Genomic DNA, 22,250 nt, shown 5'->3' on the forward strand with positions numbered 1-22,250 from the left:
AAACTATATGCTCTGGCATCCACTATTTGTTGGTTGCAACCCCTACGCCAACTGCGCCCGCCGCGCCTACCAAAGCGCCAGCAAACAGTTTGGCAATATCAAGAAAACCTTGAGCAACGGTGTTATTTGAATTCGGATCGGAACCCCACAAACCCCACAAACCAAATCCTCCGAAAATAATAGTGAGACCAGCCGTAACCAGCATCAGACCCGTTATATTTTCCCAAAACCAATTTTTCCGTTGCGGCGGCTCGGTCACCGACACAACAGGGGAAATTGCCCTGAGCATTCCGAGCATTGATGCTGCCCAGACAACGTTGTCATCTTCAAATATTCCTTCTTCAGATTTTGAGGCCTTGATCCTGTTGTATTCCCTTACAATCAATTTCTTTATAGCCGGCGTAAACTGGTCCCACATTTCCTCGGGAACCTGGAGAACTGGGTTTTGATCGGTATTGCTCCTAGCAATTATATCGCTCATTTGATGCCCCCTCAGATACACCACTCAAGGTAGCACATCTTCAGCTACCTACAAAGCATATGATCAGAGGCAAGCTACTGCCCGAACACAGACCAACCGGTTTTCTCCGCCAGCATCTCCAGCGCCAGCGACCCCAGCAGCGAATTGCCGTTGTGGTTCAACCCCGGTGACCAAACCGCCACCGAAGCCTTGCCCGGCGCAACCGCCATGATGCCGCCACCGACGCCGCTCTTGCCCGGCAGGCCGACGCGATAGGCGAAGTCGCCCGAGCCATCATAGTGCCCGCAGGTTAGCATCAGCGCATTGATGCGCCGCGCCCGCTGTTTCGATACTACGGTATGACCCGTCAGCGGATTGCGGCCGGAAGCGGCCAGGAACAGGCCGGACTTGGCGAGCTGGGTGCAGGTCATTGCCAGCGCGCAGTGATGAAAATAGACCCCCAGCACATGCTCGACCGGATGAGTGAGCTTGCCGAAGGAGCGCATGAAATTGGCGAGCGCGAAATTGCGGAAGCCGGTCGCCTGTTCAGACTTCGCCACGTCGGGGTCGATCGCAATCGTCTCGTCATCCGCCAGATAGCGCACGAAGCGGACGATCTCGCCGATCGCCTCGCGAGGCGTGTGGCCCGACAGCACCAGATCGCTGACGGCGATGGCGCCGGCATTGATGAAGGGATTGCGCGGCTTGCCTTCCTCATGCTCCAGCTGGACGATGGAGTTGAAGGCCGAGCCGGAGGGCTCGCGGCCGACGCGGTTCCACGTCGTTTCGCCGTGCTTGCCAAGCGCCAGTGTCAGGGTAAAAACCTTGGAGACGCTCTGGATGGAAAACGGCATGTCTGCATCGCCGGCCTTAAAAATCTGGCCATCGACGCCGATCACCGCCATGCCGAATTTCTTCGGATCCACATGGGCGAGCTGCGGGATATAGTCGGCAACCTTGCCCTCGCCGAGACGCGGCGTCAGCTTTTCATAGATGTCGTCGACGATCGCCTGCAGGTCTGCCATCATTCACCCCGAACTTGTTGCCCCCTATCGGGTCTTACTATTCGAAGGCGCTTCCGGAAAGATGGTTGCTGGCGGAAGATTTGACGGCTCCGATTTCGGCCCAGAGCGACGAAATCATCGCCGGATCGACATCCGCCATGATATCGCGCAGCCAGCCTTCATGGGCAGCCGCCATGCGCTCAAACAGCGCAATGCCGTCCGGTGTCAGGATCGCGACGGTGACGCGGCGGTCACCTTCCGGCGTGACGCGCTGAACGTGGCCATCCGTTTCCAGGCGTTCGACGAGGCCAGTGACATTGCCGTTGGTCACCATGGTGCGCTTGGAAAGCTCGCCGAGGCGCAGGCCCTCCTTTTCGCGATAGAGCTGCGCCATCAGGTCGAATTGCGGCAGGGTTGCGCCAAACTCGCTGCGCAGCCGGCGACGGATTTCCGTAGTGATCAGCTTGGTGGTGGAAAGCATGCGCAGCCAGAGCCGCGTCTCCGGCTTGTTCTTGCCGTGCGGTCCGTGGACGATCAGTTCCAGATCGGCGCTTGCTGCTTCCATGACTTACACCCCGAGATATCGATCCTGCAATTCGGTCGTCAGGTCGGCGGGTCTGCCGCTCCAGGCGCTCTTTCCGTTTTCCAGAATGACGCAGCGGTCCGCAACCGGCAAAAGCTCCGAAAGCGTCTTGTCCACCACTAGAATCGAAAGTCCTTCAGCCTTCAACTGCCGGATCGCCTTCCAGATGTCCTGGCGGATGACCGGAGCCAAACCTTCGGTTGCCTCGTCGAGGATCAGGAGTTTAGGGTTGGTCATCAGCGCACGGCCGATCGCCAGCATCTGCTGCTCGCCGCCGGAAAGCGAACGGGCCATCTGGGCATGGCGTTCCTGCAGCCGCGGGAAAAGCGTGTTGACACGCTCCAGCGTCCACGGCCCTGAGCGGGCCGCAGCCACGAGGTTCTCATGAACCGTCAGGTTCGGGAAACAGCGGCGGCCCTCCGGCACGAGGCCGATGCCGAGCTTTGCAACGTGATGCGGTCGGCGGCCCTTCGTATCGACACCGGCGATTTTCACGGCGCCAGACTTCGGCGGGTTCAAATTGCAGATGGCGCGAATGGTCGTCGTTTTGCCCATGCCGTTGCGGCCCATCAAAGCCACGGCCTCACCTTCGGCGACGGCGAGATCGACGCCGAACAATGCCTGACTTGCACCATAAAATGCCTGGATACCGGAAACGTCGAGCAACATCAGGCGTGGTCTCCGAGATATGCGGTACGCACCGTCGGGTCGCGACGGATTTCCTCTACCGTGCCGGTGGCAATGACACGACCATAGACAAGCACGGAAATGCGGTCTGCGAGCGCGAAGACGGCATCCATATCGTGCTCTACCAGCAGGATTGGAGCCTCTTTTCGAAGCGTATCGAGGAAACGGGTAAGCGATTTCGAGCCTTCCGGCCCCATGCCGGCCATCGGCTCATCGAGCAGGAAGACCTTGGATTGCAGCGCAAGCGCCATGGCGATTTCGAGCTGGCGGCGTTCACCGTGGGAAAGCTCGGCGGCGGGGATGCGGGCGCGGGCCGTCAGGCCGACGCGCTCCAACATAGCCATGGCCGTGTCGATCAGACCCTTGTCGCGCATCACCGGCTTGAAGAACCGAAAGCTCGATCCTTCCTTCGCCTGCACTGCCAGCATGACGTTGCGGAGCGCGGAAAATTCCGGCGCGATCGACGAGACCTGGAAAGTGCGGCCGAGGCCGAGCCTTGCGCGTTCGGCTACCGTCAGCGCGCCGACATCCTGGCCGGCGAAACGGATGATGCCGGAATCCTGCCGAAGCGTGCCGCAGATCTGGTGGATGAGCGTCGACTTGCCGGCGCCGTTCGGGCCGATCAGCGCATGAATTTCGCCAGGGCGAAGATCGATCGTGACGCCATCAGTCGCCCGCAGCGCACCGAAATTCTTCACGAGGTTGGAAATATGGAGGACCGGCTCAACCATGTCTGGCCTTTCCGGCGAGAACGCCCAACAGGCCGCCGCGGGCAAAGAGAACGACGAGCAGCAGGATGAGGCCGAGGAAGAACTGCCAGCGTTCCGTCAGACCGCCCAGCGCATATTCGAAGGCGACGTAGAGCGCCGCGCCCGCCAGCGGGCCAAATAGCCGGCCGGTACCGCCGAGGATGATCAGCACGATCAGTTCGCCGGACATATGCCAGGAGAGCATGGACGGACTGACGAAACGGTTGAGATCTGCAAACAGCGCGCCGGCAAGACCGGTAAGTGCCGCCGAGATGACGAATGCCGTGAGCCGGATGCGATATGGCTGGATGCCGACGGTTGCGACGCGCACCTCATTCTGCCGTGCCGCCTGCAAGGCCGCGCCGAAGCGCGAGGCGCGGATGACGGCGAAAAGCGCGATGCCCAGCAGCAGGATGACGTAGCAGATGAGAAAGTAGTTCAGCGGCACCATGGTCATGACGCCGGGGAACTGGTTGCGGACGAGGATCGACAGCCCGTCCTCGCCGCCATAGGCCGGCCAGGACACCGCGAAATAATAGACCATCTGCGCGAAAGCGAGCGTGATCATGATGAAGTAGACGCCCGAGGTGCGCAGGCTGATCGCGCCGATGACGAGCCCCACGAGACCAGCCATCGCGACAGCGACGATCCAGATGATCCACATCTGGTTGGTGCCGGAGAAGCCGAAAAACAGCGGATCGCCGGAAAAATTATGCGCCGCCAGAATACCGGCGGCATAACCGCCGATGCCGAAGAAGGCCGCATGGCCGAAGGAGACGAGACCACCGACGCCGAGCGCCAGGTTGAGGCCGGTGGCAGCCAGCGCCAGGATCGCCACTCGGGTGGCGAGGGTGATGTAGAACGGCTGGCCGAGCGCATTGGCGGCCAGCGGCACTGCTAGCAGGCCCAGAGCCAGGATGAGATTGACGAGGTTTTCGCGGGTCAACAGCATATCGGCCTCACGCATGCGCCGGCGGGAAGAGACCGCGCGGTTTGACCGCGAGAATGACCGCCATGACGATATAGATCAGCATCGAAGCGATCGCGCCGCCGATCATGCCGGCCTGAGCTGGCGGCACGAAGAGGAGCATCAGCTTCGGCAACAGGAAACGGCCCATCGTGTCGGTGACGCCGACCAGTAGCGCGCCGAGCAGCGCCCCCTTGATCGAGCCGATGCCGCCGATGACGATGACCACGAAGGCCAGGATCAACACCGGTTCGCCCATGCCGACCTGAACGGACTGAATGGCGCCGACCATCGCACCTGCAAAGCCCGCCAGAGCGGCACCGAGCGCAAAGACGACGGTGTAGAGCGTGCGGATATCGACGCCAAGGGCACCAATCATCTCGCGGTCGCTCTCGCCGGCGCGGATGCGCATGCCGAGGCGTGTGCGCGAAATCAGCATGTAGAGACCGAAGGCGACGAGCGCGCCGGCGGCGATGATCGCCAGCCGATAAAGCGGATATTCCGTGCCACCTGGCAGCGCCACCGCGCCCTGCAGCAGCGGCGGGATATCGAGATAAAGCGGGAACGAGCCGAACAGCCAGCGGGTGCCTTCGGAAAACATCAGGATCAGCGCGAAAGTGGCAAGCACCTGATCGAGATGGTCGCGGTCGTATAGCCTGCGTATGACGACAAGTTCGACGATCGCGCCGGCGGCGGCCGCGGCGATGAGGCTCGCGACCAGACCGATCCAGAACGAACCGGTCCAGGCCGCCACGGTGGCGCAGGCGAATGCGCCGACCATGTAGAGCGAGCCGTGAGCGAGGTTGATGAGGCCCATGACGCCGAAGATCAGCGTCAGCCCGGCAGCCATGAGAAACAACATGACGCCGAGCTGGATGCCGTTCAGCAACTGCTCGAGAGCAAGTGCAATGGTCACGGTCAGACCTTAGAGCTTGCAGTCTTTGGCGTAGGCATCGCCGTGATCGGAGAAGATCTTCTCGACTGTCTTGTTGGTCAAGACGCCGTTGTTCTTCACCACTTCCGTCAGGTAGATGTCCTGGATCGGATGCTGGTTGGTGTTGAACTTGAAATTTCCGCGCGGCGACTTGATGTCGGCCTTCTTCAGCTCAGCACCGAATGCTGCTGCATCCTTGACGCTTGCCTTGGAAGCGGCCGCAGTGATGAGCTGGGCGGCATCATAGGCCTGCAGAGCATAGATCGACGGAAGGCGATTATATTCCTTCTGGAAGTCGGCGACGAATTTCTTCGAGGCGGCATTGTCGAAATCCGGAGCCCACTGGCCGGACGCCTTGGCGCCGAGAGCTGCGTCACCGATCGCCGGCAGTACGTCCTGGCTGAAGGAGAAGCCCGGGCCCATGACCGGGATCTTGACGCCCGACTGGGCGAACTGCTTCATGAAGGCGATGCCCATGCCACCCGGCAGGAAGACGAAGATGCCGTCGGCGCCGGATGCGCGCATCTGGGCGATTTCGGCAGCGTAATCGGTCTGGCCGACCTGGGTATAGACTTCGGCAGCCAGATCACCCTTGTAGTAACGCTTGAAGCCGGTCAGCGAATCCTTGCCCGCCGGATAGTTCGGGGCGAGGATGAACATCTTCTTGTAGCCCTTGTTGGCGTACTGGCCCATGGCTTCGTGAAGATTGTCATTCTGGTAGGCGGCGTTGAAATAGAGCTTGTTGCAGGCGGCACCGGCAAGCTGCGCAGGAGCGGCGTTGGTCGAGACGTAGAACTTGCCCTGCGCCGTTGCGCTCGGGGCGACCGCCATCAGGAGATTCGACCAGACGATGCCGGTGAGGATGTCGACCTTGTCGGACTGGATCATCTTGTCGGCGATCTGCACGGCCAGTTCCGGCTTCTGCGCATCGTCTTCGGTGACGACGGTGATGTCCTTGTTGCCGGCATTCTTGATCGCCAGCATGAAGCCGTCGCGGGTATCGATACCGAGACCGGCGCCGCCGCCCGAAAGCGTGGTGATCATGCCGATCTTCAGCGGAGCTGCGAATGCGAGGCCGGAGGCGCTTAAGGTCAGCGCCAGCGTGGCAGCAGCAAGCATTTTCTTCATGTGACGAACTCCCGTTTGTTGTTGTGTTCCCATGACCTTCGGCGGCATTTTCCTCACCACCTTAGTCTTTTCTGTCTTCCACATTTGCGCGGAAACTTCCACTCCGCTTGTGCCGCGGAGTTCATGCAATGTTAAGTATGATTAAGCCGACAGTTTCTGTTTCAGACGGAAGCGCTGGATCTTGCCGGATTCGGTCTTCGGCAGCGCTTCGGCAAACACGATCGAGCGTGGATATTTGTAGGGCGCGATGACCGCCTTCACGTGATCCTGCAGCAGCTTCACCAGCAGCTCGCTAGCCTCGAAACCCTTGGCCAGCACCACATGCGCCTCGACGATCGTGCCGCGCGCGTCGTCGGAAGCGCCGATCACGGCGCATTCCAGGACGGCATCGTGCTTCAGAAGGGCTGCTTCGACTTCTGGGCCGGCAATGTTGTAGCCGGCGGAGACGATCATGTCGTCGGAGCGGGCGGCGAAGTGGAAATAGCCGTCCTCGTCTTCGATAAAGCTGTCGCCCGTCACGTTCCAGCCGTTTTTCACGTAATCCTTCTGGCGATCGTCGGCGAGATAACGGCAGCCGATCGGACCCTTGACCGCCAGCCGGCCGATCGTGCCGGGCTTTACCGGGTTCATCTCTTCGTCGACGATGATCGCCTCGTAGCCGGTCAAGGGCTTGCCGGTGCAGGCGGCTTTGCTGTCGCCGAGACGATTGGAAATGAAGATATGCAGCATTTCGGTGGCGCCGATGCCGTCGAGGATCGGCTTGCCGGTTTTCTTTACCCATTCATCGAAGACCGGACCCGGCAGCGTCTCACCGGCGGAAACGGCAATGCGCAGCGAGGAAAGGTCGGCGCCGGCATCCATCGCGGCCAGCATGGCGCGGTAGGCGGTGGGCGCTGTGAAGCTGATCGTCGCCTTGTAGGTCTCGATGATCTCGATCATCTTCGGCGGCGTTGCCTGTTCGAGCAGCGTGGCGGCAGCACCAAAGCGCAGCGGGAAGACGGCGAGGCCGCCGAGGCCGAAGGTGAAGGCGAGCGGCGGCGAACCGACGAACACGTCGTCCGGCGTCACATCCAGCACTTCCCTGGCATAGGCATCGGCGATGATCAGGATATCGCGATGGAAATGCATCGTCGCCTTAGGAATGCCGGTCGAGCCGGAGGTGAAACCGAGGAGTGCCACGTCATCGCGACCAGTCTTCACGGATTCGAAGCGCACTGGCTTGTTCAGTGCCGCGCGATCTAGCTCGGCGTCGTGATTGGCAGTGCCATCGAAGCCGATGACCTGTTTCAGGAACTGGCTCTCCTTGGCGCAGGCAATCAGGTCGTCCATCAGGCGCGTGTCGCAGAGCGCCATGGTGATTTCGGCCTTGTCGATGATCTTGGCAAGTTCGCCGGAACGCAGCATCGGCATGGTGTTGACGACAACCGCGCCGGCCTTTGTCGCCGCCAGCCAGCAAGCGACCATGGCCGGGTTGTTGGCAGAGCGGATCAGCACGCGGTTGCCGGGCTTCAGGCCATAATCCTCGGTGAGTGCCCGGGCGATGCGGTTCGTCCAGTCGGCCAGTTCCTTGTAGGTGCGGCGGCGGCCATTGCCGATCAGGGCGGTGTTATCGCCAAAACCCTTTTCGACCATGCGGTCGGTCAGCTCGACGGCCGCATTCATCCATTCCGGGTATTCGAAGCCCTCAAGCTTGATCTCCGGCCACTGATCGGCGGGCGGAAGATTGTCGCGGGCAAACGTATCCTGATGGCCTGACGGTCCCAGCATATCCATGTTCCCAATTATTTTTATCGATGCGGCTTTTTGCCTTTCATCCAGAAAAGCACTGCTTCCCGTTCGTGGCAAGAGAGAAATTTTAAGTTTGTAATAATTTTCTCGGCCGGCTATTTTCGGAGCGAGGACGACTTCCCCGCAGTCATGCGCGGTGCCAGTATGCGCGCGAAATCGAGCACGCATCGAGGGAGAACAGAGAATGCGCCACCGGATCACTGATTGGGACAATGCCTATGCCAACGGCATCAACATTCCCCAGGGCGACCGCTGGCCGGCTGCCTGGGTGGAGCCGGCGCAGCAATATCGCGAGACGCTGGCCGCAGTAGACCGTGCGAAACTCGGTCTTGTTTATGGCGAGAAACCGCGCAACCGCTTCGACCTTTTCCTGCCTGAAGGGGCGCCGAAGGGCCTCGTCGTCTTCGTACATGGCGGTTTCTGGATCGGGCTCGATAACAGCTATTGGTCGCATTACGCCCGCGGCGCCGTGGAGCGCGGTTATGCGGTTGCAATGCCGATGTACACGCTGGCGCCGGAAAACCGTATCGCTGAGATTACGACCGAGATCGGCAGGGCTATCGAAGCCGCCGCGAAGGAAATCGTGGGGCCGATCCGGCTGATCGGGCACTCCGCCGGCGGGCATTTGGTGACGCGGATGATTTCCGCCACCTCGCCATTGCCGGATGCAGTTCGCAGCCGTATCGCCAACGTCGTTTCGCTGTCCGGCGTGCATGACCTGCGGCCGCTTCTCACCACGAAAATGAACGACAAACAGCGGATTGACCGGGACGAGGCCTATCGCGAAAGTCCTGCCCTTTTGGAGCCGATGTCGGGCGCGCGGGTGACTTGCTGGGTGGGTGCCGGTGAGCGTTCCGAGTTCATCCGCCAGAACGCGCTGCTCGCCAGCATTTGGAAGGGTTTGGGTGCCGAGACGGATTGCGTCGAAGAGCCGGACCGGCATCATTTCAACGTGCTCGGCGGCATGGAAGACGCGGCCCATCCTATGATGGATGCGCTGTTTTACTGATGCAGGATCAGAGAGAGGCCGCAGCTCTCGCAGCCTGATCGTAGTGGCCGGAAAGCGCGCGCAGGCGGGCGGCCACTTCCGACAAGCTGTCAGCCGACACTTCCGTCGCCAGAACCGATTTGACCAGCAGGCTTTCGCGCATCGCCTTGTAGCGGGCGCAGGCATCGGCGCCGGCTTCGGTGGTCATCACCAGCTTTTCCTTGCCGCGTCGGCCGGATTTGATGAGCTTCAGGCGCTCCAGCTTCTTGAGCGCGTAGGTGACGACATGCGTGTCCTCGATATTGAGGACGAGCGCGATATCGGCCAGCGTCTTCGGCTTGTTGCGGCTGTTGATGTTGTGCAGCACGAGGATGTCGATCGCCGACAGGTCCGGTACGCCGGCGGCCGCCATGCAGCGCACCATCCAGCGGCTGAAGGCGTGGTTCAGCATGATCATGCCGAATTCGATTTCCGACAGGGCCGGCAACGCGCCGCTTGCCAGATGGCCGGAGGACACGATCGGACCCAGTTCGTTCATTTCCGATGACATGATTTTTCCTCCCGAAACGAGTGCGCCGCGACATTTCAGTCGCGGCGCCTCTCAAATCACATCTTCTTATAGGCGTCCAGAATGGCGGCACCATCGGCACCGGCCTTTTTCGACCAGTCTTCCGTCAGCTTGGCGCCTACGTCAGAGAGACCCTTCTTCAGATCGGCGCTCGGTTCGAGAACCTTCATGCCGTTCTTCTTGAGCGTATCCATATAGGCTTCCGTCTTTTCGACGCCGAGTGACCAGCCGCGGGTTTCGGCAGCGGCGGCGGCATCCGAGACAGCCTTCTGGGCGGCCGGATCGAGCGCTGCAAACACGGCCTTGTTGACGAAGACAACATTCTTCGGGATCCAGGCCTGAGTGTCGTAATAATGGGTCAGCGATTCCCAGATCTTCGAATCGACGCCGGTGGCGCTGGAGGTCATCAGGCCGTCGACGACGCCGGTGGCGAGCGCCTGCGGCAGTTCCGCCGCCTGAACGGTGACAGGCTGGGCGCTGACGAGTTCGGCGATACGCGAGGTGCCGACGTTATAGGCGCGCCACTTCAGGCCCTTCAGGTCTGCGACGCTGTTGACGTCCTTCTTGGTGAAAATGCCCTGCGGCGGCCACGGGGTGGCGTAGAGGAGCTTGAGGCCCTGCGCGTCGAGCGCCTTTTCGATGGCCGGCTTGGAAGCCGTATAAAGCTTCTTCGACTGTTCGAAGCTGGTTGCCAGGAACGGCACGACGTCGATGCCGAAGACCGGATTTTCGTTTTCGTGCAGCGAGATCAGTACTTCGCCGGCCTGCGCCTGGCCGGTCTGGACGGCGCGCTTGATATCCGGCGCCTTGAACAGCGAGGCGTTCGGATGGACGGTGATCTTCAGCTTGCCGCCTGAAGCCGTTTCGGCCTCCTTGGCGAACTGCATCAGGTTTTCGACATGGTAGTTTGCCGGCGGATAGGCGGACGGCAGGACCCAGGCGGTCTGGGCAAGAGCGGCACCCGAGGCAGCGAGAAGAGTAGCACCGGCAACGCCGGCCCGGATGAAAGTCGAGATTATCTTCCTCATTATCAGTTCCCTTTTCTTGTCTTCGATTAACCCGGGAATGCCATTTTCGGCAGGACCATCACGATTTCCGGGAAGACCGTGATGATGGCGACGGTCGCCACGAGCAGGAAGAAGAACGGCAGCGAAGCCTTTGCGACGGTCAGGCTGTCGCGGCCGCTCATCGTCTGCAGGACGAAGAGGTTGAAGCCGACCGGCGGAGATACCTCCGCCATCTCAACGATCAGCACCAAAAAGATGCCGAACCAGACGAGGTCGAAACCGGCCTGCTGGATCATTGGCAGGACGACAACGGTGGTCAGCACGATCATCGAGAGGCCATCGAGCGCGGCGCCGAGCAGGATATACATGACCGTCAGCACGGCGATCAGCGCGAAGGGGCTGAGGTTGAAGCTGTCGACCCAGGCGGCCAGCGCATTCGGGATGCCGGTATAGCCCATGGCGATCGACATGAAGCCTGCCCCTGTCAGAATCAGCATGATCATGCAGGTGAGCCTCGTGGCGCCCATGACGCTGTCCCAGAAGGATTTCCAGGTGAGCGTGCGAGACCATGCGGCGATGGCGAGAGAGCCGAGCACGCCCCAGGCGGCGCATTCCGTCGCGGTCGCCCAGCCAAGGATCAGTGTCGCGAAGACGAGGATGATCAACAGCGAGACCGGGATGAGGTTTGCCGATTCCTTCAGCTTTTCCTTGAAGCTCATCTTCGGCGGGGCCGGCGGCTGCTTGTCGGGGTTCAGCAGCGACCAGACGATGATGTAACCGGAATAAAGCACCATCACGATCAGGCTCGGCAGGAAACCGGCAAGGAAGATCTGGATGATCGAGACATTCGCCGCCACCGCATAAACGACCATGGTGATCGACGGCGGAATCAGAATGCCGAGCGTGCCCGCGCCGGCCAGCGAGCCGAGGCTGACCATTTCGTCATAACCGCGCTTCTTCAGCTCCGGCAGGGCGATCTTGGCGATCATTGCCGTGGTGGCGGCGGATGAGCCCGAGATGGAGCCGAACAGGCCGCAACCGAGCACGTTGACATGCATGAGCCGGCCCGGCAGCCAGCCGAGCCAGGGCGACAGGCCACGGAACATCTCTTCCGAAAGCTTCGTACGGAAGAGGATTTCCCCCATCCAGACGAAGAGCGGCAGGGCCGCGAGCGACCAGGACGCGCCATTGCTCCAGGAATTCGTCGCGAGCACGGCGCCGATCGGGATGCCCGGCACGAAGAGCATGGCGATAAAGCCGCATATCAGGAGCGAGATGCCGATCCAGACGCCCCCGGCCAGCAAAGCAAGCAAGGCGACGAGAACGACGCCCGCGATTTCAACAAGTTCGATCGTTCCCATGCATCAGGCCCCGCTCTGGATGGCGCGTTCGATGACTTCCTCGGCGGTTTCCGGCTCCGGCTTTTCGTAGCGCGGCGATCCGCCAAAGATGACGTGCAGGAGCTCGTCGACGAAAGCGATCGCCAGAACGATCAGGCCGCCGCAGAAGCCGAGCTGCGGAATCCAGAGCGGCACGGCGATGACGCCCTGAGAGAGGTCGTTGAACTGGTAGGAGGTCTTCGTCATGTCGAAGGCGAACCAGGCGAAATAGACGAGCGCGACCGTGCCGATGGTCAGTGCGACCACTTCAATCACCCGCCGGGCAGGTCCCTTGATGCGCTCGACAAGCAGGCCGACACGGATCATTTCGCCGGAACGGAATGTGTGGGCGAGGCCCAGGAAAGCACTGGCGGCCATGCACCAGGAGGCGAAATCGTCGCCGGCCGGAACGTCGATATCGAGCGGACGTCCGGCGGACAGCGCCATCATCAGCAGAAAGATGGCAATGAGAAACAGTCCGGCCATCCAGCCGGAGACGAGATAAAGCCCGTCGAGCGCACGACGGAGCCAATCGGGGAAGATGCTGTGACGGGTTTCAACGGTGGACATGGGTTGTCCTCCGCTGGCAAAGGCGGCAATAAGACATGGTCGGCTCCCCTCGGTTGCCGGTTGCGCGGGTAGACGCTCTTCGGCGTCCTTTTTCCCGCTGTGCGAGCATGATGCTTAACAGTCATTTTCCTGTCAACTAAATCATTGACGTTTTATCGACGAAATGTTTTCGTTATTGCAATTGATGCATTCGAAAGCAGGGGCGGGATATGGCTGACAACAAGTGGGACTTCTGGATCGATCGCGGCGGCACGTTTACCGACATCGTCGGACGGCAGCCGGATGGGACGCTGAAGGCCCATAAGGTTCTCTCCGAAAACCCCGAGGCCTATCGCGACGCTGCCGTGCAGGGTATTCGCGAGCTTCTCGGCGTGCCGGCCGGTCAGCCCATCCCCGCCGATGCGATCGGCGCCGTGAAGATGGGCACCACTGTCGCGACCAATGCGCTGCTGGAGCGCAAGGGCGAGCGGACGCTGCTGGTCACCACCCGCGGCTTCCGCGATGCGCTGGCGATCGGGTATCAGGCGCGCGCCGATATTTTTGCCAAGAAGATCATCAAGCCGGAACTGCTTTATAGCGCCGTGGTCGAGGTGGACGAGCGCGTCCGCGCCGACGGCACCGTCGAGGCGGCACCGGACGAGAAGGCGATCTGCGCCGAGCTGCAGGCGCAGTTCGATGCCGGTTTCCGGGCCATCGCGATCGTCTTCATGCATGCCTATCGTTTTCCAGCCCATGAGCAGCTGGTGGCCAAGATCGCCCGCGAAATCGGCTTCACGCAGGTTTCCGTCAGCCATGAAGTTTCGCCGCTGATCAAGCTGGTCGGCCGTGGCGATACCACCGTGGTCGATGCCTATCTTTCGCCGATCCTGCGCCGTTACGTCGAGCAGGTCGCCGGCGAACTCGGCACCGGGCTGGAAGAAGGCCAGAGCGGCGCGCAGCTGATGTTCATGCAGTCCTCCGGCGGCTTGACCGCCGCACGGCTCTTCCAGGGCAAGGACGCGATCCTGTCCGGCCCGGCGGGCGGTGTGGTCGGCGCGGTGGAGACCTCGCGGCTGGCCGGTTTCGACCGGATGATCGGTTTTGACATGGGCGGCACATCGACCGACGTCTCCCATTATGACGGCGAGCTGGAACGCTCCTTCGAGACGGAAGTGGCCGGCGTTCGCATGCGCGCGCCGATGATGTCGATCCACACGGTTGCGGCCGGCGGCGGCTCGATCCTGCATTTCGAAAACGGCCGCTTTCGCGTCGGTCCCGATTCCGCCGGCGCCAATCCCGGCCCGAAGGCCTATCGCCGCGGCGGGCCGCTGACGGTGACCGATGCAAACGTCATGCTCGGCAAGCTTTCCCCGAAACTGTTCCCGGCAATCTTCGGCCCGAACCGCGACCAGCCGCTCGATGCGGATGCGGTGCGCGCGGCCTTCGAGGACATGTCCAAGGTGATCGGCGACGGCCGTTCGCCGGAAGAAGTGGCGGACGGTTTCCTCGCCATCGCCGTCGAGAACATGGCGAATGCGGTCAAGAAGATCAGCGTTCAGCGCGGTTACGACGTCACGAACTATGTGCTGACATGTTTCGGTGGTGCCGGCGGCCAGCATGCCTGCCTGACGGCCGATGCGCTCGGCATTTCGACCGTGCTGATCCATCCCTTCTCGGGTATTCTGTCCGCCTATGGCATGGGTCTTGCGGATATTCGCGCCACCCGTCAGCGCACGGTTTCGCAGGAACTTGCAGCGGCACTTGCGTCTCTCGGCCCCATTCGTGATGAACTGACCGCCAGCGTCGTCGAGGAAATGACCTCGCAGGGCGTTGCGGACGCAGAGACAGACGTGTTGCATCGCGCCCATCTGCGTTATCAGGGCACCGACACCACCCTGCCGGTGACGGTGACCGATGCCGCCGACATGACGGTTGCCTTCGAGACCGCCCACAAGAAGCAGTTCGGTTTCATCTTCGAAAACCGTGAGATCATCTTCGAAGCCTACGAAGTCGAGGCGATCGGTGGCGGTGCAGATTCCAACGAGGCGGAGTCTGTGCTCGATACCGCAGCGCCGAACGCTGGCGAGCAGACGAAATTTTTCTCCAGCGGCGCATGGCGCGATGCGCCGGTCTATCGCCGCGCCGACATCAAGCCAGGTGCCTATGCAAACGGCCCGTGCCTGATCGTCGAACCGCACCAGACGATCGTCGTGGAAGCCGGCTGGGCATTCGAGATCACCAGGCTGAACCATGTCGTGCTGAAGCGCGTCGCCGAACTGTCGCGCGCCAAGCCGATCGGCACGCAGGCTGATCCGGTTCTGCTCGAAGTGTTCAACAACCTGTTCATGTCGATCGCCGAACAGATGGGCGTGACGCTGCAGAACACCGCCTCCTCGGTGAACATCAAGGAGCGGCTAGACTTCTCTTGCGCCGTCTTTGACGAGAACGGCGCGCTGGTGGCGAATGCGCCGCATATGCCGGTGCATCTCGGTTCCATGGACCGCTCGGTCGAGACGATCATTGCCCAGAACGAGGGCAAGATTCGTCCGGGCGACGTGTTTGCGCTGAACGCGCCGTATAATGGCGGTACGCATCTGCCGGATATTACCGTTGTGACCCCGGTCTTCGATGAGAAGGGCGAAAAGATCCTGTTCTACGTCGCCTCGCGCGGCCACCATGCCGATGTCGGCGGCACGGCTCCGGGTTCGATGACGCCGCTGGCGACGACCGTCGATGAAGAAGGCGTATTGTTCGACAACGTGGTGCTGGTCGACCGCGGTCGGTTCGACGAGGCAGGCATTACAGACCTTCTGTCGAACCATCCTTACCCGGCCCGTAACGTCGCCCAGAACGTTGCCGACCTCAGGGCCCAGATCGCCGCCAACGAAAAGGGCGTGCATGAAATGCGCAAGATGATCGCGCAGTTCGGGCTTCCCGTCGTGCAGGCCTATATGGCGCACGTGCAGGACAATGCGGAGGAAAGCGTTCGCCGCGTTCTCGAAAAACTGAACGACGCGGAATTTTCCTACGCGACCGACCAAGGCAGCACGATCAAGGTGAAGATCACCATCGACAAGGAAAAGCGCGAAGCGACCGTCGATTTCACCGGCACCAGCGAGCAGAAGAAGAACAATTTTAACGCGCCCGAGCCGGTCACCCGCGCCGCCGTGCTCTATGTCTTCCGCGTTATGGTCGAAAGCTCGATCCCGATGAATGCCGGCTGCCTGCGGCCGATCCGCATCATCGTGCCGGAAGGTTCGATGCTGAAGCCGCAATATCCGGCCGCGGTCGTCGCCGGCAACGTCGAGACCTCGCAGCACGTCACCAACACGCTGTTCGGCGCGCTGGGCGCCATCGCCGCCAGCCAGGGTTCGATGAACAACCTGACCTTCGGCAATGCGGTCTACCAGTATTACGAGACGCTGTGCTCCGGCTCGCCGGCAGGCCAGTACAATGACGGCACCGGTTTTGCCGGCACGGACGCGGTGCATGTCCACATGACCAATTCGCGCCTCACCGACCCGGAAATCCTGGAAACCCGCTATCCGGTTCTGCTGGAAGACTTCCACATCCGCGAAAACTCGGGCGGCAAGGGGCAATTTTCGGCCGGCAACGGCACGAAGCGGACGATCCGCTTCCTCGAAAAGATGGACTGCGCCATTCTCTCCTCGCACCGGACGATCAAGCCGCATGGACTTGGCGGTGGCGAAGAAGGCCAGATGGGCAAGACGACTGTTCGGCGTCTCGATGGCCGGATCGAAGAGCTGCAAGGCTGCGACCAGACCATCATCGATGCCGGCGAAGCGGTGACCGTGACGACGCCGACCGCTGGTGGCTATGGCAAAATCGCCTGATCTGCCTTAACCGGAGATCATGAAACAGGTAGCGATCATCGGCGGCGGACCGGCCGGGCTGATGGCGGCGGAAGTGCTTTCCGCCGCCGGGCATGTCGTGACCGTCTATGAGGCGATGCCGACCTTCGGACGCAAATTTCTGCTGGCCGGCAAATCCGGGCTCAATATCACCCATTCCGAAGCGTTTTCGCGATTTGCGGAGCGGTTCGGCGCGTCGTCTGTAAGGCTGCGGCCGGCGCTCGATGCGTTTACGCCGGACGACGTGCGGGCATGGGCAGCTGGGCTTGGAACCGAAACGTTTGTCGGAACGTCCGGGCGGGTCTTTCCGACCGTGATGAAGGCATCCCCTCTCCTGCGCGCCTGGCTGCGAAGGCTAGAGGCTCAAGGCGTCATTCTGAAAACACGCCATCGCTGGACTGGTTTTGATGGAGACGCTTACCGTTTCCAGACGTCGGAAGGCGAGATCACCGTGCGACCAGACGCTGCTCTGCTGGCGCTTGGCGGTGCAAGCTGGCCGCGGCTTGGCTCGGATGCAGCCTGGGTGCCTTGGCTGAAAGAGAAGAGCGTTATCATCCGCGATATCCAGCCGGCCAATTGTGGTTTCGATATTGCCTGGAGCGAGACGTTTCGGGAGCGTTTTGCCGGCGAGCCGTTGAAATCGGTTTCGGCCACGTCGGATGCAGGAACGTTTCAGGGCGAGTTCGTAATCTCGAAGCATGGGATCGAGGGAAGCCTTGTCTATGCGCATTCGGCGGCCTTGCGGGATGAGCTTACCAAAGAGGGCCAAGCCGCTCTCATCGTCGACCTGATGCCCGGCCGTACAGCCGAACGCCTTTCCCGCGATCTCTCCCGGCAGGATACCAAGGCCAGCTTTTCCAACCGGCTGCGCAAGGGCGCGGGACTGGAAGGCGCCAAAGGCGCATTGTTGCGTGAGCTTGTACCCGACGCTAACCGCATGGCTTCCGTTGAACTGGCGGGCACGATCAAGGCCCTGCCGATTCCGCTCCTGCGTCCACGACCCATTGCCGAGTCAATCTCTTCCGCAGGCGGCATTGCCTGGGATCAGGTCGACGAGAATTTTATGCTGAAGCCCCTGCCCGGCCTCTTCACGGCAGGCGAAATGCTGGATTGGGAAGCGCCGACCGGCGGTTATCTGCTGACCGCCTGCTTTGCCACGGGGCGGGCAGCGGCAAAGGGTATCGAGGCTTACCTCCAGGGCTGATATAAGCTCGGTTTCCTTATTGGATTTGCGATTTCTTTCCTGGTCGTCTGGTAGTGTTGTCCTGAGTCAAACCATCATTGTGCAGGATGGCGAGATTGATCTATGGCATGCGAATAGCCCCTCATCCGCCTGCCGGCACCTTCTCCCCGTGATAACGGGGAGAAGGACGCAAGTGGCAAGCTGTCCATCCCTCTCAAGCGTTGAGCGAGGCACGTCCCCTCTCCCCGCCTGCGGGGAGAGGGCTAGGGTGAGGGGCAACCCGCACAAGGTTTTGGATGGATGGAAGCAAAGGCACTTACGGCAGACCGATGACCAGAGCGAGACGACGCATCCTCATCCGCAGAAGGCGCACCATAACCGGCCTCGGGCTCGTTGCGGCGATCTCCTTCGTCGCGGGCATGGCGGATGCGGTGGGGCTGCTGCTCTCCGGCGATTTCGTCTCCTTCATGACCGGTAACACGACGCGGGCAGCGCTCGCCTTCGCCGGCGGCGATTATTCGCATGCGGTCGTTCTTTTCCTAGCGCTCTGGGTGTTCATCGCGGGCAATGCGCTCGGCATCGTGCTCGCCCATACTGTTTCGGCCAAGCGCACATTCGTGGTTCTGACCGGCGTGGCGATCGTGCTGGCGCTTGCCTCCATCGTACCGGGCGAAACCTATCCGCGCCTGCAATTCTACCTGATCGTGCTCTCCATGGGCATGATCAACGCAACCGTCGAACATATCGAAGGCCTGCCGATCGGGCTTACCTATGTGACCGGCGCATTGTCCCGTTTCGGCCGCGGCATCGGCCGCTGGTTGATCGGCGACCGCAACCCGACCGGATGGGTGATCCAGACGGTCCCGTGGACCGGAATGGCCTGCGGCGCGATCACGGGCGCTTTTTTGACGAAATATGCAGGCAGCGATGCTTTATGGGCCGTCTCGCTTCTGGCTCTCGTGGTTGCCTTGGCGACGGCGCTTTTGCCGCGTCCATTGCAACTGCATTTCCAGCAGCCGATCGTGCCCGCCCGTCGTCGCGCTTAAAATTTCGGAGAATGGATGTTTCTGATTACGAAGCTTTTCTGGGTTTTCGCTCAGCCGCTTTCCATGGCCTTCGTGTTTTCGGCCTTTGCCGCCGTTATGGCCTTTCTCGGATGGCGGACGCTTGGCGGACTTTCAGCGCTGCTGGCCGCGATCATCCTGTTCGTGACGCTGTTCACGACGACAGGCACGGTAGCGTTACAGGTGCTGGAAGCGCGCTTTCCGAAACCGGCTGCGGATCCGACCGATGTTTCCTGCATGATCGTGCTCGGCGGCGCCTTCGATAACGAGATCAATACCGCCCGCGGCGGCATGGAGCTCAACCAGTCAGCCGATCGGTTCGTCGAGGCGCTGCGGCTTGCCCGCAACCATCCGCAATCGCGTATCCTGATTTCCGGCGGCGACGGCTCGATCAGCGGCGGCTACGAGGGCGAAGCGCAGACGGCGGAGCGCTTCTTCTCGGCTTTCGGCATCGGCCAGGAGCGGCTGCTCAAGGAAAATACCTCGCGCACCACCTATGAAAACAGCCGGAACACGGCCGAGCTTCTGAGGACCGAAAAGCTCGAAAACTGCCTACTGATCACATCGGGCTTTCATATGCCGCGTGCGGTCGGCCTGTTTCGCAAGGCAGGCATCGCGGTGACGCCCTGGCCCGTCGATTATCGCACCAGTGGCGTGGTCGGCCTCTCGCTCGACTTCACCCAGCCGGCGCTGAATGCGCAGATCACCACGACGGCCACGCGAGAATGGATGAGCCTGACGGCCTATTACCTCACCGGCCGGATCGATTCGATCTTTCCGCGGTAAGGCGGGCGACCTTACTTCTTCGAAAGGACATTAAAATTGAGACCACGCACCCGGGCGCGCATCTCGCAAGGTGCGGGATCGGTACGGCCGCAATAACGCGGATGCATGGTCAGCTCGAAGACCATGTTACCGAAATACTGAACAAATTCATAGTTATAGAGCATGGCGGTGGCGACCATGACATAGCCGCCTTCCTTCAGCTGAACATAAAAATTATAGGGGCAGCCTTCGGCGGTGCAGCGCGGCCCCTTCACCCCATCGCAGGTCAGTTCCGACTGGTTGGAAACAACATCGAGCATGCCGTCATTGTTGATGTCGAAGCGTTTGATGAATTCCGGTCCGAAATCGACGGCTTTGCAGTCTTTGCGGAAAAAGTCTTTCTCGTAGATTTCCGGATCGGTGAAACGCTGCGGCTGCTGGGCAAAACCGAGCGTCGGCGCAAACAGCAGGATCAAGACCTGCAAAAAGACGATCAGGAGCTTTTTCACGGGCGGTCTCTCCGCAAATTCATCTGTTCAAGGCGCGTAACGACGGATGACGCACGCAACGGTCGGCGGTTATGCTAACGGTCTGTACTTACGCGACGCTTAACGCCGCGATGCCTGGGGACCCTACATGTCGTTGCTGACGATACTCGATTATGCCGGCATCGCGCTGTTTGCCGCGACGGGCGCGCTTGCCGCCTCGCGCAAGGAGCTCGACCTCGTCGGCTTCCTGTTCTTCGCGGCGGTGACGGGACTTGGCGGCGGCACGCTGCGCGACATCATTCTCGGCCGCACGCCTGTCTTCTGGGTGCTGGAGCCAAACTATATCCTGATCTGTATCGCCGCCGGCGCCTTCGTGTTCTTCACCGCCGACCGGGTGGAATGGCGCTACCGGCTGCTGATCTGGCTCGATGCGGTGGGGCTGGCCGCCTATAGCGTGCTTGGCGCCGCCAAGGGGTTGGCGGCCACTGGCTCGCCGACGATCGCCATCGTCACCGGTGCGCTGACGGCAGCCTTTGGTGGCATCCTGCGCGATCTGCTCGCCAACGAACCCTCGGTGCTGCTGAGGCCGGAAATCTATATTACCGCGGCGCTGGCCGGTGCTGCGGGTTTCACCACGGCGCATATGCTGGGTCTGCCGATCGTCGTCAGTTCAGGGCTCGGCGTGACAATCGCCTTTGCGCTGCGCGGTGGCGCGATCCACTACGGCTGGACGCTGCCGCGATACAGGCCACGGCCGGGCCGGCCCCAGGACGAGGCAATGAACCGTGGGAAAGGACAGGATTAAGCCGGATCAGGTGCGCTTTTCGCGCAGCCGAATGATCACGTCGACATGGGCAATTTCCATGCCTTCCGGCGCTTCCGGCAGATTGCCGATTTCCAGATTGCTCACCGGAATGTCGAGAACCTCGTTGCGACCCTCGACGAAGAAGTGGTGATGGTCGGAGATATTCGTATCGAAATAGGTTCTGGCGCTTTCGACGGCGAGAACGCGGATCATGCCGGCTTCGGTGAACTGGTGAAGCGTGTTGTAGACGGTTGCGAGCGAAACCGGCACGCCAGCATCCGTCGCTTCTTCGTGCAATTCCTCGACTGTCAGGTGGCGGTCACCCTTGGCGAACAACAGGTCGGCAAGCGCAACGCGCTGCCGCGTCGGACGCAGGCCGCAATGGCGCAGTCTCGTCTCGATGTCCACAATGGCGTCTGCCATACTACCCGTCAGCTCCCACCGTTCGCACGGTAACAATCTATCTTGAGTTTCGGATATAACTTTTACGGCCAACACTTTCAATAGTTTCTGGAGGATACCTTCGATCAGTTCGGCAAATTCGCGTTATTTCGGCCTTTTACCTCTGGTTTGCGCCCATAGCTTCCTATATGCGGACCTGAACGAAGAGATGTTCCAGCGCCCGGAAGCCATCCCCAGGGCCAAGGCCTGCGACCATCGTAAAGCTTCAATTCCGTCCGAACTTGCAATAAAGCTTCGGAAACAAAGGGTTTGAACGGGGGAAACGGAACTTATGGCAACCAGACAGTCCAGCTTTTCGTATGAAGAACTCATCGCCTGCGCTCACGGCGAACTGTTCGGCCCCGGCAATGCGCAGCTTCCCCTGCCGCCTATGCTGATGGTGCACCGAATCATGGATATTTCCGAGACGGGCGGCGCTTTCGACAAGGGTTACCTTCGCGCCGAATACGACGTGAAGCCCGACGACTGGTATTTCCCCTGCCATTTCGAAGGCAACCCGATCATGCCGGGCTGCCTTGGCCTCGACGGCATGTGGCAGCTGACCGGCTTCTTCCTGGGCTGGCTCGGCGAGCCTGGCCGCGGCATGGCGCTTTCCACCGGCGAAGTGAAGTTCAAGGGCATGATCCGCCCGGACACCAAGCTTCTGGAATACGGCATCGACTTCAAGCGCGTCATGCGCGGCAGGCTGGTGCTCGGCACCGCCGACGGCTGGCTGAAAGCGGATGGCGAAACCATTTATCAGGCAACCGACCTGCGGGTCGGTCTGTCGAAAGAAAAGGCCGCCTGATCCGGCGCTCTTGTCCAATCTCAATTATAAGAA

General features: G+C 61.0%; 22 protein-coding genes. 7 read left to right on the forward strand and 15 right to left on the reverse strand.

All coding sequences use genetic code 11. The features are described from left to right. Nucleotides 1-22: 22 nt before the first annotated feature. The 9 genes from KX729_RS19725 to KX729_RS19765 all read right to left on the reverse strand — a co-directional run bounded on the left by KX729_RS19725 (nucleotide 23) and on the right by KX729_RS19765 (nucleotide 8,279). On the reverse strand, nucleotides 23-481 hold the full coding sequence (locus tag KX729_RS19725) for a hypothetical protein (protein ID WP_219744180.1): 459 nt from the start codon (nucleotides 479-481) through the stop codon (nucleotides 23-25). A gap of 74 nt (nucleotides 482-555) precedes the next feature. Then, a complete protein-coding gene (locus tag KX729_RS19730; RefSeq protein ID WP_219744181.1) occupies nucleotides 556-1,485 on the reverse strand; it encodes a glutaminase in 930 nt (309 codons plus the stop codon). A 37-nt stretch (nucleotides 1,486-1,522) separates the two neighbouring features. Next, a complete protein-coding gene (locus KX729_RS19735) occupies nucleotides 1,523-2,029 on the reverse strand; it encodes a MarR family winged helix-turn-helix transcriptional regulator (protein ID WP_219744182.1) in 507 nt (168 codons plus the stop codon). 3 nt (nucleotides 2,030-2,032) lie between these two features. Next, the gene (locus tag KX729_RS19740) at nucleotides 2,033-2,716 is read right to left on the reverse strand and encodes an ABC transporter ATP-binding protein (protein WP_246617697.1); all 684 of its coding nucleotides are present in this window, start codon (nucleotides 2,714-2,716) and stop codon (nucleotides 2,033-2,035) included. Continuing rightward, nucleotides 2,716-3,465 carry an ABC transporter ATP-binding protein gene (locus KX729_RS19745; RefSeq protein ID WP_219744183.1) on the reverse strand — a complete coding sequence of 250 codons (750 nt, stop codon included), beginning with the start codon at nucleotides 3,463-3,465 and terminating at the stop codon, nucleotides 2,716-2,718. The genes KX729_RS19740 and KX729_RS19745 overlap by 1 nt, the downstream gene beginning before the upstream one ends. Then, a complete protein-coding gene (locus KX729_RS19750) occupies nucleotides 3,458-4,435 on the reverse strand; it encodes a branched-chain amino acid ABC transporter permease (protein ID WP_246617698.1) in 978 nt (325 codons plus the stop codon). Before KX729_RS19750 ends, KX729_RS19745 begins: the two co-directional genes overlap by 8 nt. Before the next feature lie 7 nt (nucleotides 4,436-4,442). Next, on the reverse strand, nucleotides 4,443-5,366 hold the full coding sequence (locus KX729_RS19755; RefSeq protein WP_219744185.1) for a branched-chain amino acid ABC transporter permease: 924 nt from the start codon (nucleotides 5,364-5,366) through the stop codon (nucleotides 4,443-4,445). A 9-nt stretch (nucleotides 5,367-5,375) separates the two neighbouring features. Then, nucleotides 5,376-6,512, reverse strand: a complete 1,137-nt coding sequence (locus tag KX729_RS19760; protein ID WP_219744186.1) for an ABC transporter substrate-binding protein — start codon at nucleotides 6,510-6,512, stop codon at nucleotides 5,376-5,378. A 141-nt stretch (nucleotides 6,513-6,653) separates the two neighbouring features. Next, on the reverse strand, nucleotides 6,654-8,279 hold the full coding sequence (locus KX729_RS19765) for an AMP-binding protein (RefSeq protein ID WP_219744187.1): 1,626 nt from the start codon (nucleotides 8,277-8,279) through the stop codon (nucleotides 6,654-6,656). Between the two features lie 205 nt (nucleotides 8,280-8,484). Between KX729_RS19765 and KX729_RS19770 the strand changes: the two genes are divergently transcribed. Beyond that, nucleotides 8,485-9,309: a hormone-sensitive lipase gene (locus tag KX729_RS19770; protein ID WP_219744188.1), complete on the forward strand. Its 825-nt coding sequence runs from the start codon at nucleotides 8,485-8,487 to the stop codon at nucleotides 9,307-9,309. Nucleotides 9,310-9,316: 7 nt separating this feature from the next. Here KX729_RS19770 and KX729_RS19775 read toward each other — a convergent pair whose 3' ends face one another. The 4 genes from KX729_RS19775 to KX729_RS19790 are packed head-to-tail and all read right to left on the reverse strand — an operon-like array spanning nucleotide 9,317 to nucleotide 12,812. After that, a complete protein-coding gene (locus KX729_RS19775) occupies nucleotides 9,317-9,838 on the reverse strand; it encodes a winged helix DNA-binding protein (protein WP_219744189.1) in 522 nt (173 codons plus the stop codon). Nucleotides 9,839-9,894: 56 nt separating this feature from the next. Then, on the reverse strand, nucleotides 9,895-10,875 hold the full coding sequence (locus KX729_RS19780) for a TRAP transporter substrate-binding protein (RefSeq protein ID WP_376776026.1): 981 nt from the start codon (nucleotides 10,873-10,875) through the stop codon (nucleotides 9,895-9,897). Nucleotides 10,876-10,910: 35 nt separating this feature from the next. After that, nucleotides 10,911-12,224, reverse strand: coding sequence for a TRAP transporter large permease (locus KX729_RS19785; protein WP_219744191.1), 1,314 nt, complete (start codon nucleotides 12,222-12,224; stop codon nucleotides 10,911-10,913). 3 nt (nucleotides 12,225-12,227) lie between these two features. After that, a complete protein-coding gene (locus tag KX729_RS19790) occupies nucleotides 12,228-12,812 on the reverse strand; it encodes a TRAP transporter small permease (RefSeq protein ID WP_219744192.1) in 585 nt (194 codons plus the stop codon). A gap of 209 nt (nucleotides 12,813-13,021) precedes the next feature. On the opposite strand from KX729_RS19790, the gene KX729_RS19795 reads away from it, so the two are divergent. The 4 genes from KX729_RS19795 to KX729_RS19810 all read left to right on the forward strand — a co-directional run bounded on the left by KX729_RS19795 (nucleotide 13,022) and on the right by KX729_RS19810 (nucleotide 19,696). Continuing rightward, the gene (locus tag KX729_RS19795) at nucleotides 13,022-16,645 is read left to right on the forward strand and encodes a hydantoinase B/oxoprolinase family protein (protein ID WP_219744193.1); all 3,624 of its coding nucleotides are present in this window, start codon (nucleotides 13,022-13,024) and stop codon (nucleotides 16,643-16,645) included. A 19-nt stretch (nucleotides 16,646-16,664) separates the two neighbouring features. Further along, complete coding sequence (locus KX729_RS19800) at nucleotides 16,665-17,867, forward strand: TIGR03862 family flavoprotein (protein WP_219744194.1); 1,203 nt, start codon at nucleotides 16,665-16,667, stop codon at nucleotides 17,865-17,867. A 308-nt stretch (nucleotides 17,868-18,175) separates the two neighbouring features. Further along, on the forward strand, nucleotides 18,176-18,892 hold the full coding sequence (locus tag KX729_RS19805) for a YoaK family protein (RefSeq protein WP_219744195.1): 717 nt from the start codon (nucleotides 18,176-18,178) through the stop codon (nucleotides 18,890-18,892). Nucleotides 18,893-18,907: 15 nt separating this feature from the next. Beyond that, on the forward strand, nucleotides 18,908-19,696 hold the full coding sequence (locus KX729_RS19810; RefSeq protein WP_219744196.1) for a YdcF family protein: 789 nt from the start codon (nucleotides 18,908-18,910) through the stop codon (nucleotides 19,694-19,696). Between the two features lie 11 nt (nucleotides 19,697-19,707). On the opposite strand, the gene KX729_RS19815 is transcribed toward KX729_RS19810, so the two are convergent. Next, nucleotides 19,708-20,184 (reverse strand): hypothetical protein, encoded by a 477-nt coding sequence (locus KX729_RS19815; RefSeq protein ID WP_219744197.1) that lies wholly within the window; start codon nucleotides 20,182-20,184, stop codon nucleotides 19,708-19,710. A gap of 127 nt (nucleotides 20,185-20,311) precedes the next feature. Between KX729_RS19815 and KX729_RS19820 the strand changes: the two genes are divergently transcribed. Further along, the gene (locus KX729_RS19820; protein WP_219744198.1) at nucleotides 20,312-20,968 is read left to right on the forward strand and encodes a trimeric intracellular cation channel family protein; all 657 of its coding nucleotides are present in this window, start codon (nucleotides 20,312-20,314) and stop codon (nucleotides 20,966-20,968) included. A gap of 6 nt (nucleotides 20,969-20,974) precedes the next feature. Here KX729_RS19820 and irrA read toward each other — a convergent pair whose 3' ends face one another. Then, nucleotides 20,975-21,391 (reverse strand): iron response transcriptional regulator IrrA, encoded by a 417-nt coding sequence (irrA, locus tag KX729_RS19825; protein WP_219744199.1) that lies wholly within the window; start codon nucleotides 21,389-21,391, stop codon nucleotides 20,975-20,977. Nucleotides 21,392-21,701: 310 nt separating this feature from the next. Here irrA and fabA point away from each other — a divergent pair, with 310 nt between their 5' ends. After that, the gene (fabA, locus tag KX729_RS19830; protein ID WP_219744200.1) at nucleotides 21,702-22,217 is read left to right on the forward strand and encodes a 3-hydroxyacyl-[acyl-carrier-protein] dehydratase FabA; all 516 of its coding nucleotides are present in this window, start codon (nucleotides 21,702-21,704) and stop codon (nucleotides 22,215-22,217) included. Nucleotides 22,218-22,250 lie beyond the last annotated feature (33 nt).

The sequence above is a fragment of the Neorhizobium populisoli genome, assembly GCF_019430945.1.
Taxonomy (GTDB): domain Bacteria; phylum Pseudomonadota; class Alphaproteobacteria; order Rhizobiales; family Rhizobiaceae; genus Neorhizobium; species Neorhizobium populisoli.

Bases quoted from the DNA above. Each gene is read 5' to 3' on its own strand.
- KX729_RS19725 (WP_219744180.1), bottom strand. From the start codon at position 481: ATGAGCGATATAATTGCTAGGAGCAATACCGATCAAAACCCAGTTCTC.
- KX729_RS19730 (WP_219744181.1), bottom strand. From the start codon at position 1,485: ATGGCAGACCTGCAGGCGATCGTCGACGACATCTATGAAAAGCTGACG.
- KX729_RS19735 (WP_219744182.1), bottom strand. From the start codon at position 2,029: ATGGAAGCAGCAAGCGCCGATCTGGAACTGATCGTCCACGGACCGCAC.
- KX729_RS19740 (WP_246617697.1), bottom strand. From the start codon at position 2,716: ATGTTGCTCGACGTTTCCGGTATCCAGGCATTTTATGGTGCAAGTCAG.
- KX729_RS19745 (WP_219744183.1), bottom strand. From the start codon at position 3,465: ATGGTTGAGCCGGTCCTCCATATTTCCAACCTCGTGAAGAATTTCGGT.
- KX729_RS19750 (WP_246617698.1), bottom strand. From the start codon at position 4,435: ATGCTGTTGACCCGCGAAAACCTCGTCAATCTCATCCTGGCTCTGGGC.
- KX729_RS19760 (WP_219744186.1), bottom strand. From the start codon at position 6,512: ATGAAGAAAATGCTTGCTGCTGCCACGCTGGCGCTGACCTTAAGCGCC.
- KX729_RS19765 (WP_219744187.1), bottom strand. From the start codon at position 8,279: ATGCTGGGACCGTCAGGCCATCAGGATACGTTTGCCCGCGACAATCTT.
- KX729_RS19770 (WP_219744188.1), top strand. From the start codon at position 8,485: ATGCGCCACCGGATCACTGATTGGGACAATGCCTATGCCAACGGCATC.
- KX729_RS19775 (WP_219744189.1), bottom strand. From the start codon at position 9,838: ATGTCATCGGAAATGAACGAACTGGGTCCGATCGTGTCCTCCGGCCAT.
- KX729_RS19785 (WP_219744191.1), bottom strand. From the start codon at position 12,224: ATGGGAACGATCGAACTTGTTGAAATCGCGGGCGTCGTTCTCGTCGCC.
- KX729_RS19790 (WP_219744192.1), bottom strand. From the start codon at position 12,812: ATGTCCACCGTTGAAACCCGTCACAGCATCTTCCCCGATTGGCTCCGT.
- KX729_RS19795 (WP_219744193.1), top strand. From the start codon at position 13,022: ATGGCTGACAACAAGTGGGACTTCTGGATCGATCGCGGCGGCACGTTT.
- KX729_RS19800 (WP_219744194.1), top strand. From the start codon at position 16,665: ATGAAACAGGTAGCGATCATCGGCGGCGGACCGGCCGGGCTGATGGCG.
- KX729_RS19805 (WP_219744195.1), top strand. From the start codon at position 18,176: ATGACCAGAGCGAGACGACGCATCCTCATCCGCAGAAGGCGCACCATA.
- KX729_RS19810 (WP_219744196.1), top strand. From the start codon at position 18,908: ATGTTTCTGATTACGAAGCTTTTCTGGGTTTTCGCTCAGCCGCTTTCC.
- KX729_RS19820 (WP_219744198.1), top strand. From the start codon at position 20,312: ATGTCGTTGCTGACGATACTCGATTATGCCGGCATCGCGCTGTTTGCC.
- irrA (WP_219744199.1), bottom strand. From the start codon at position 21,391: ATGGCAGACGCCATTGTGGACATCGAGACGAGACTGCGCCATTGCGGC.
- fabA (WP_219744200.1), top strand. From the start codon at position 21,702: ATGGCAACCAGACAGTCCAGCTTTTCGTATGAAGAACTCATCGCCTGC.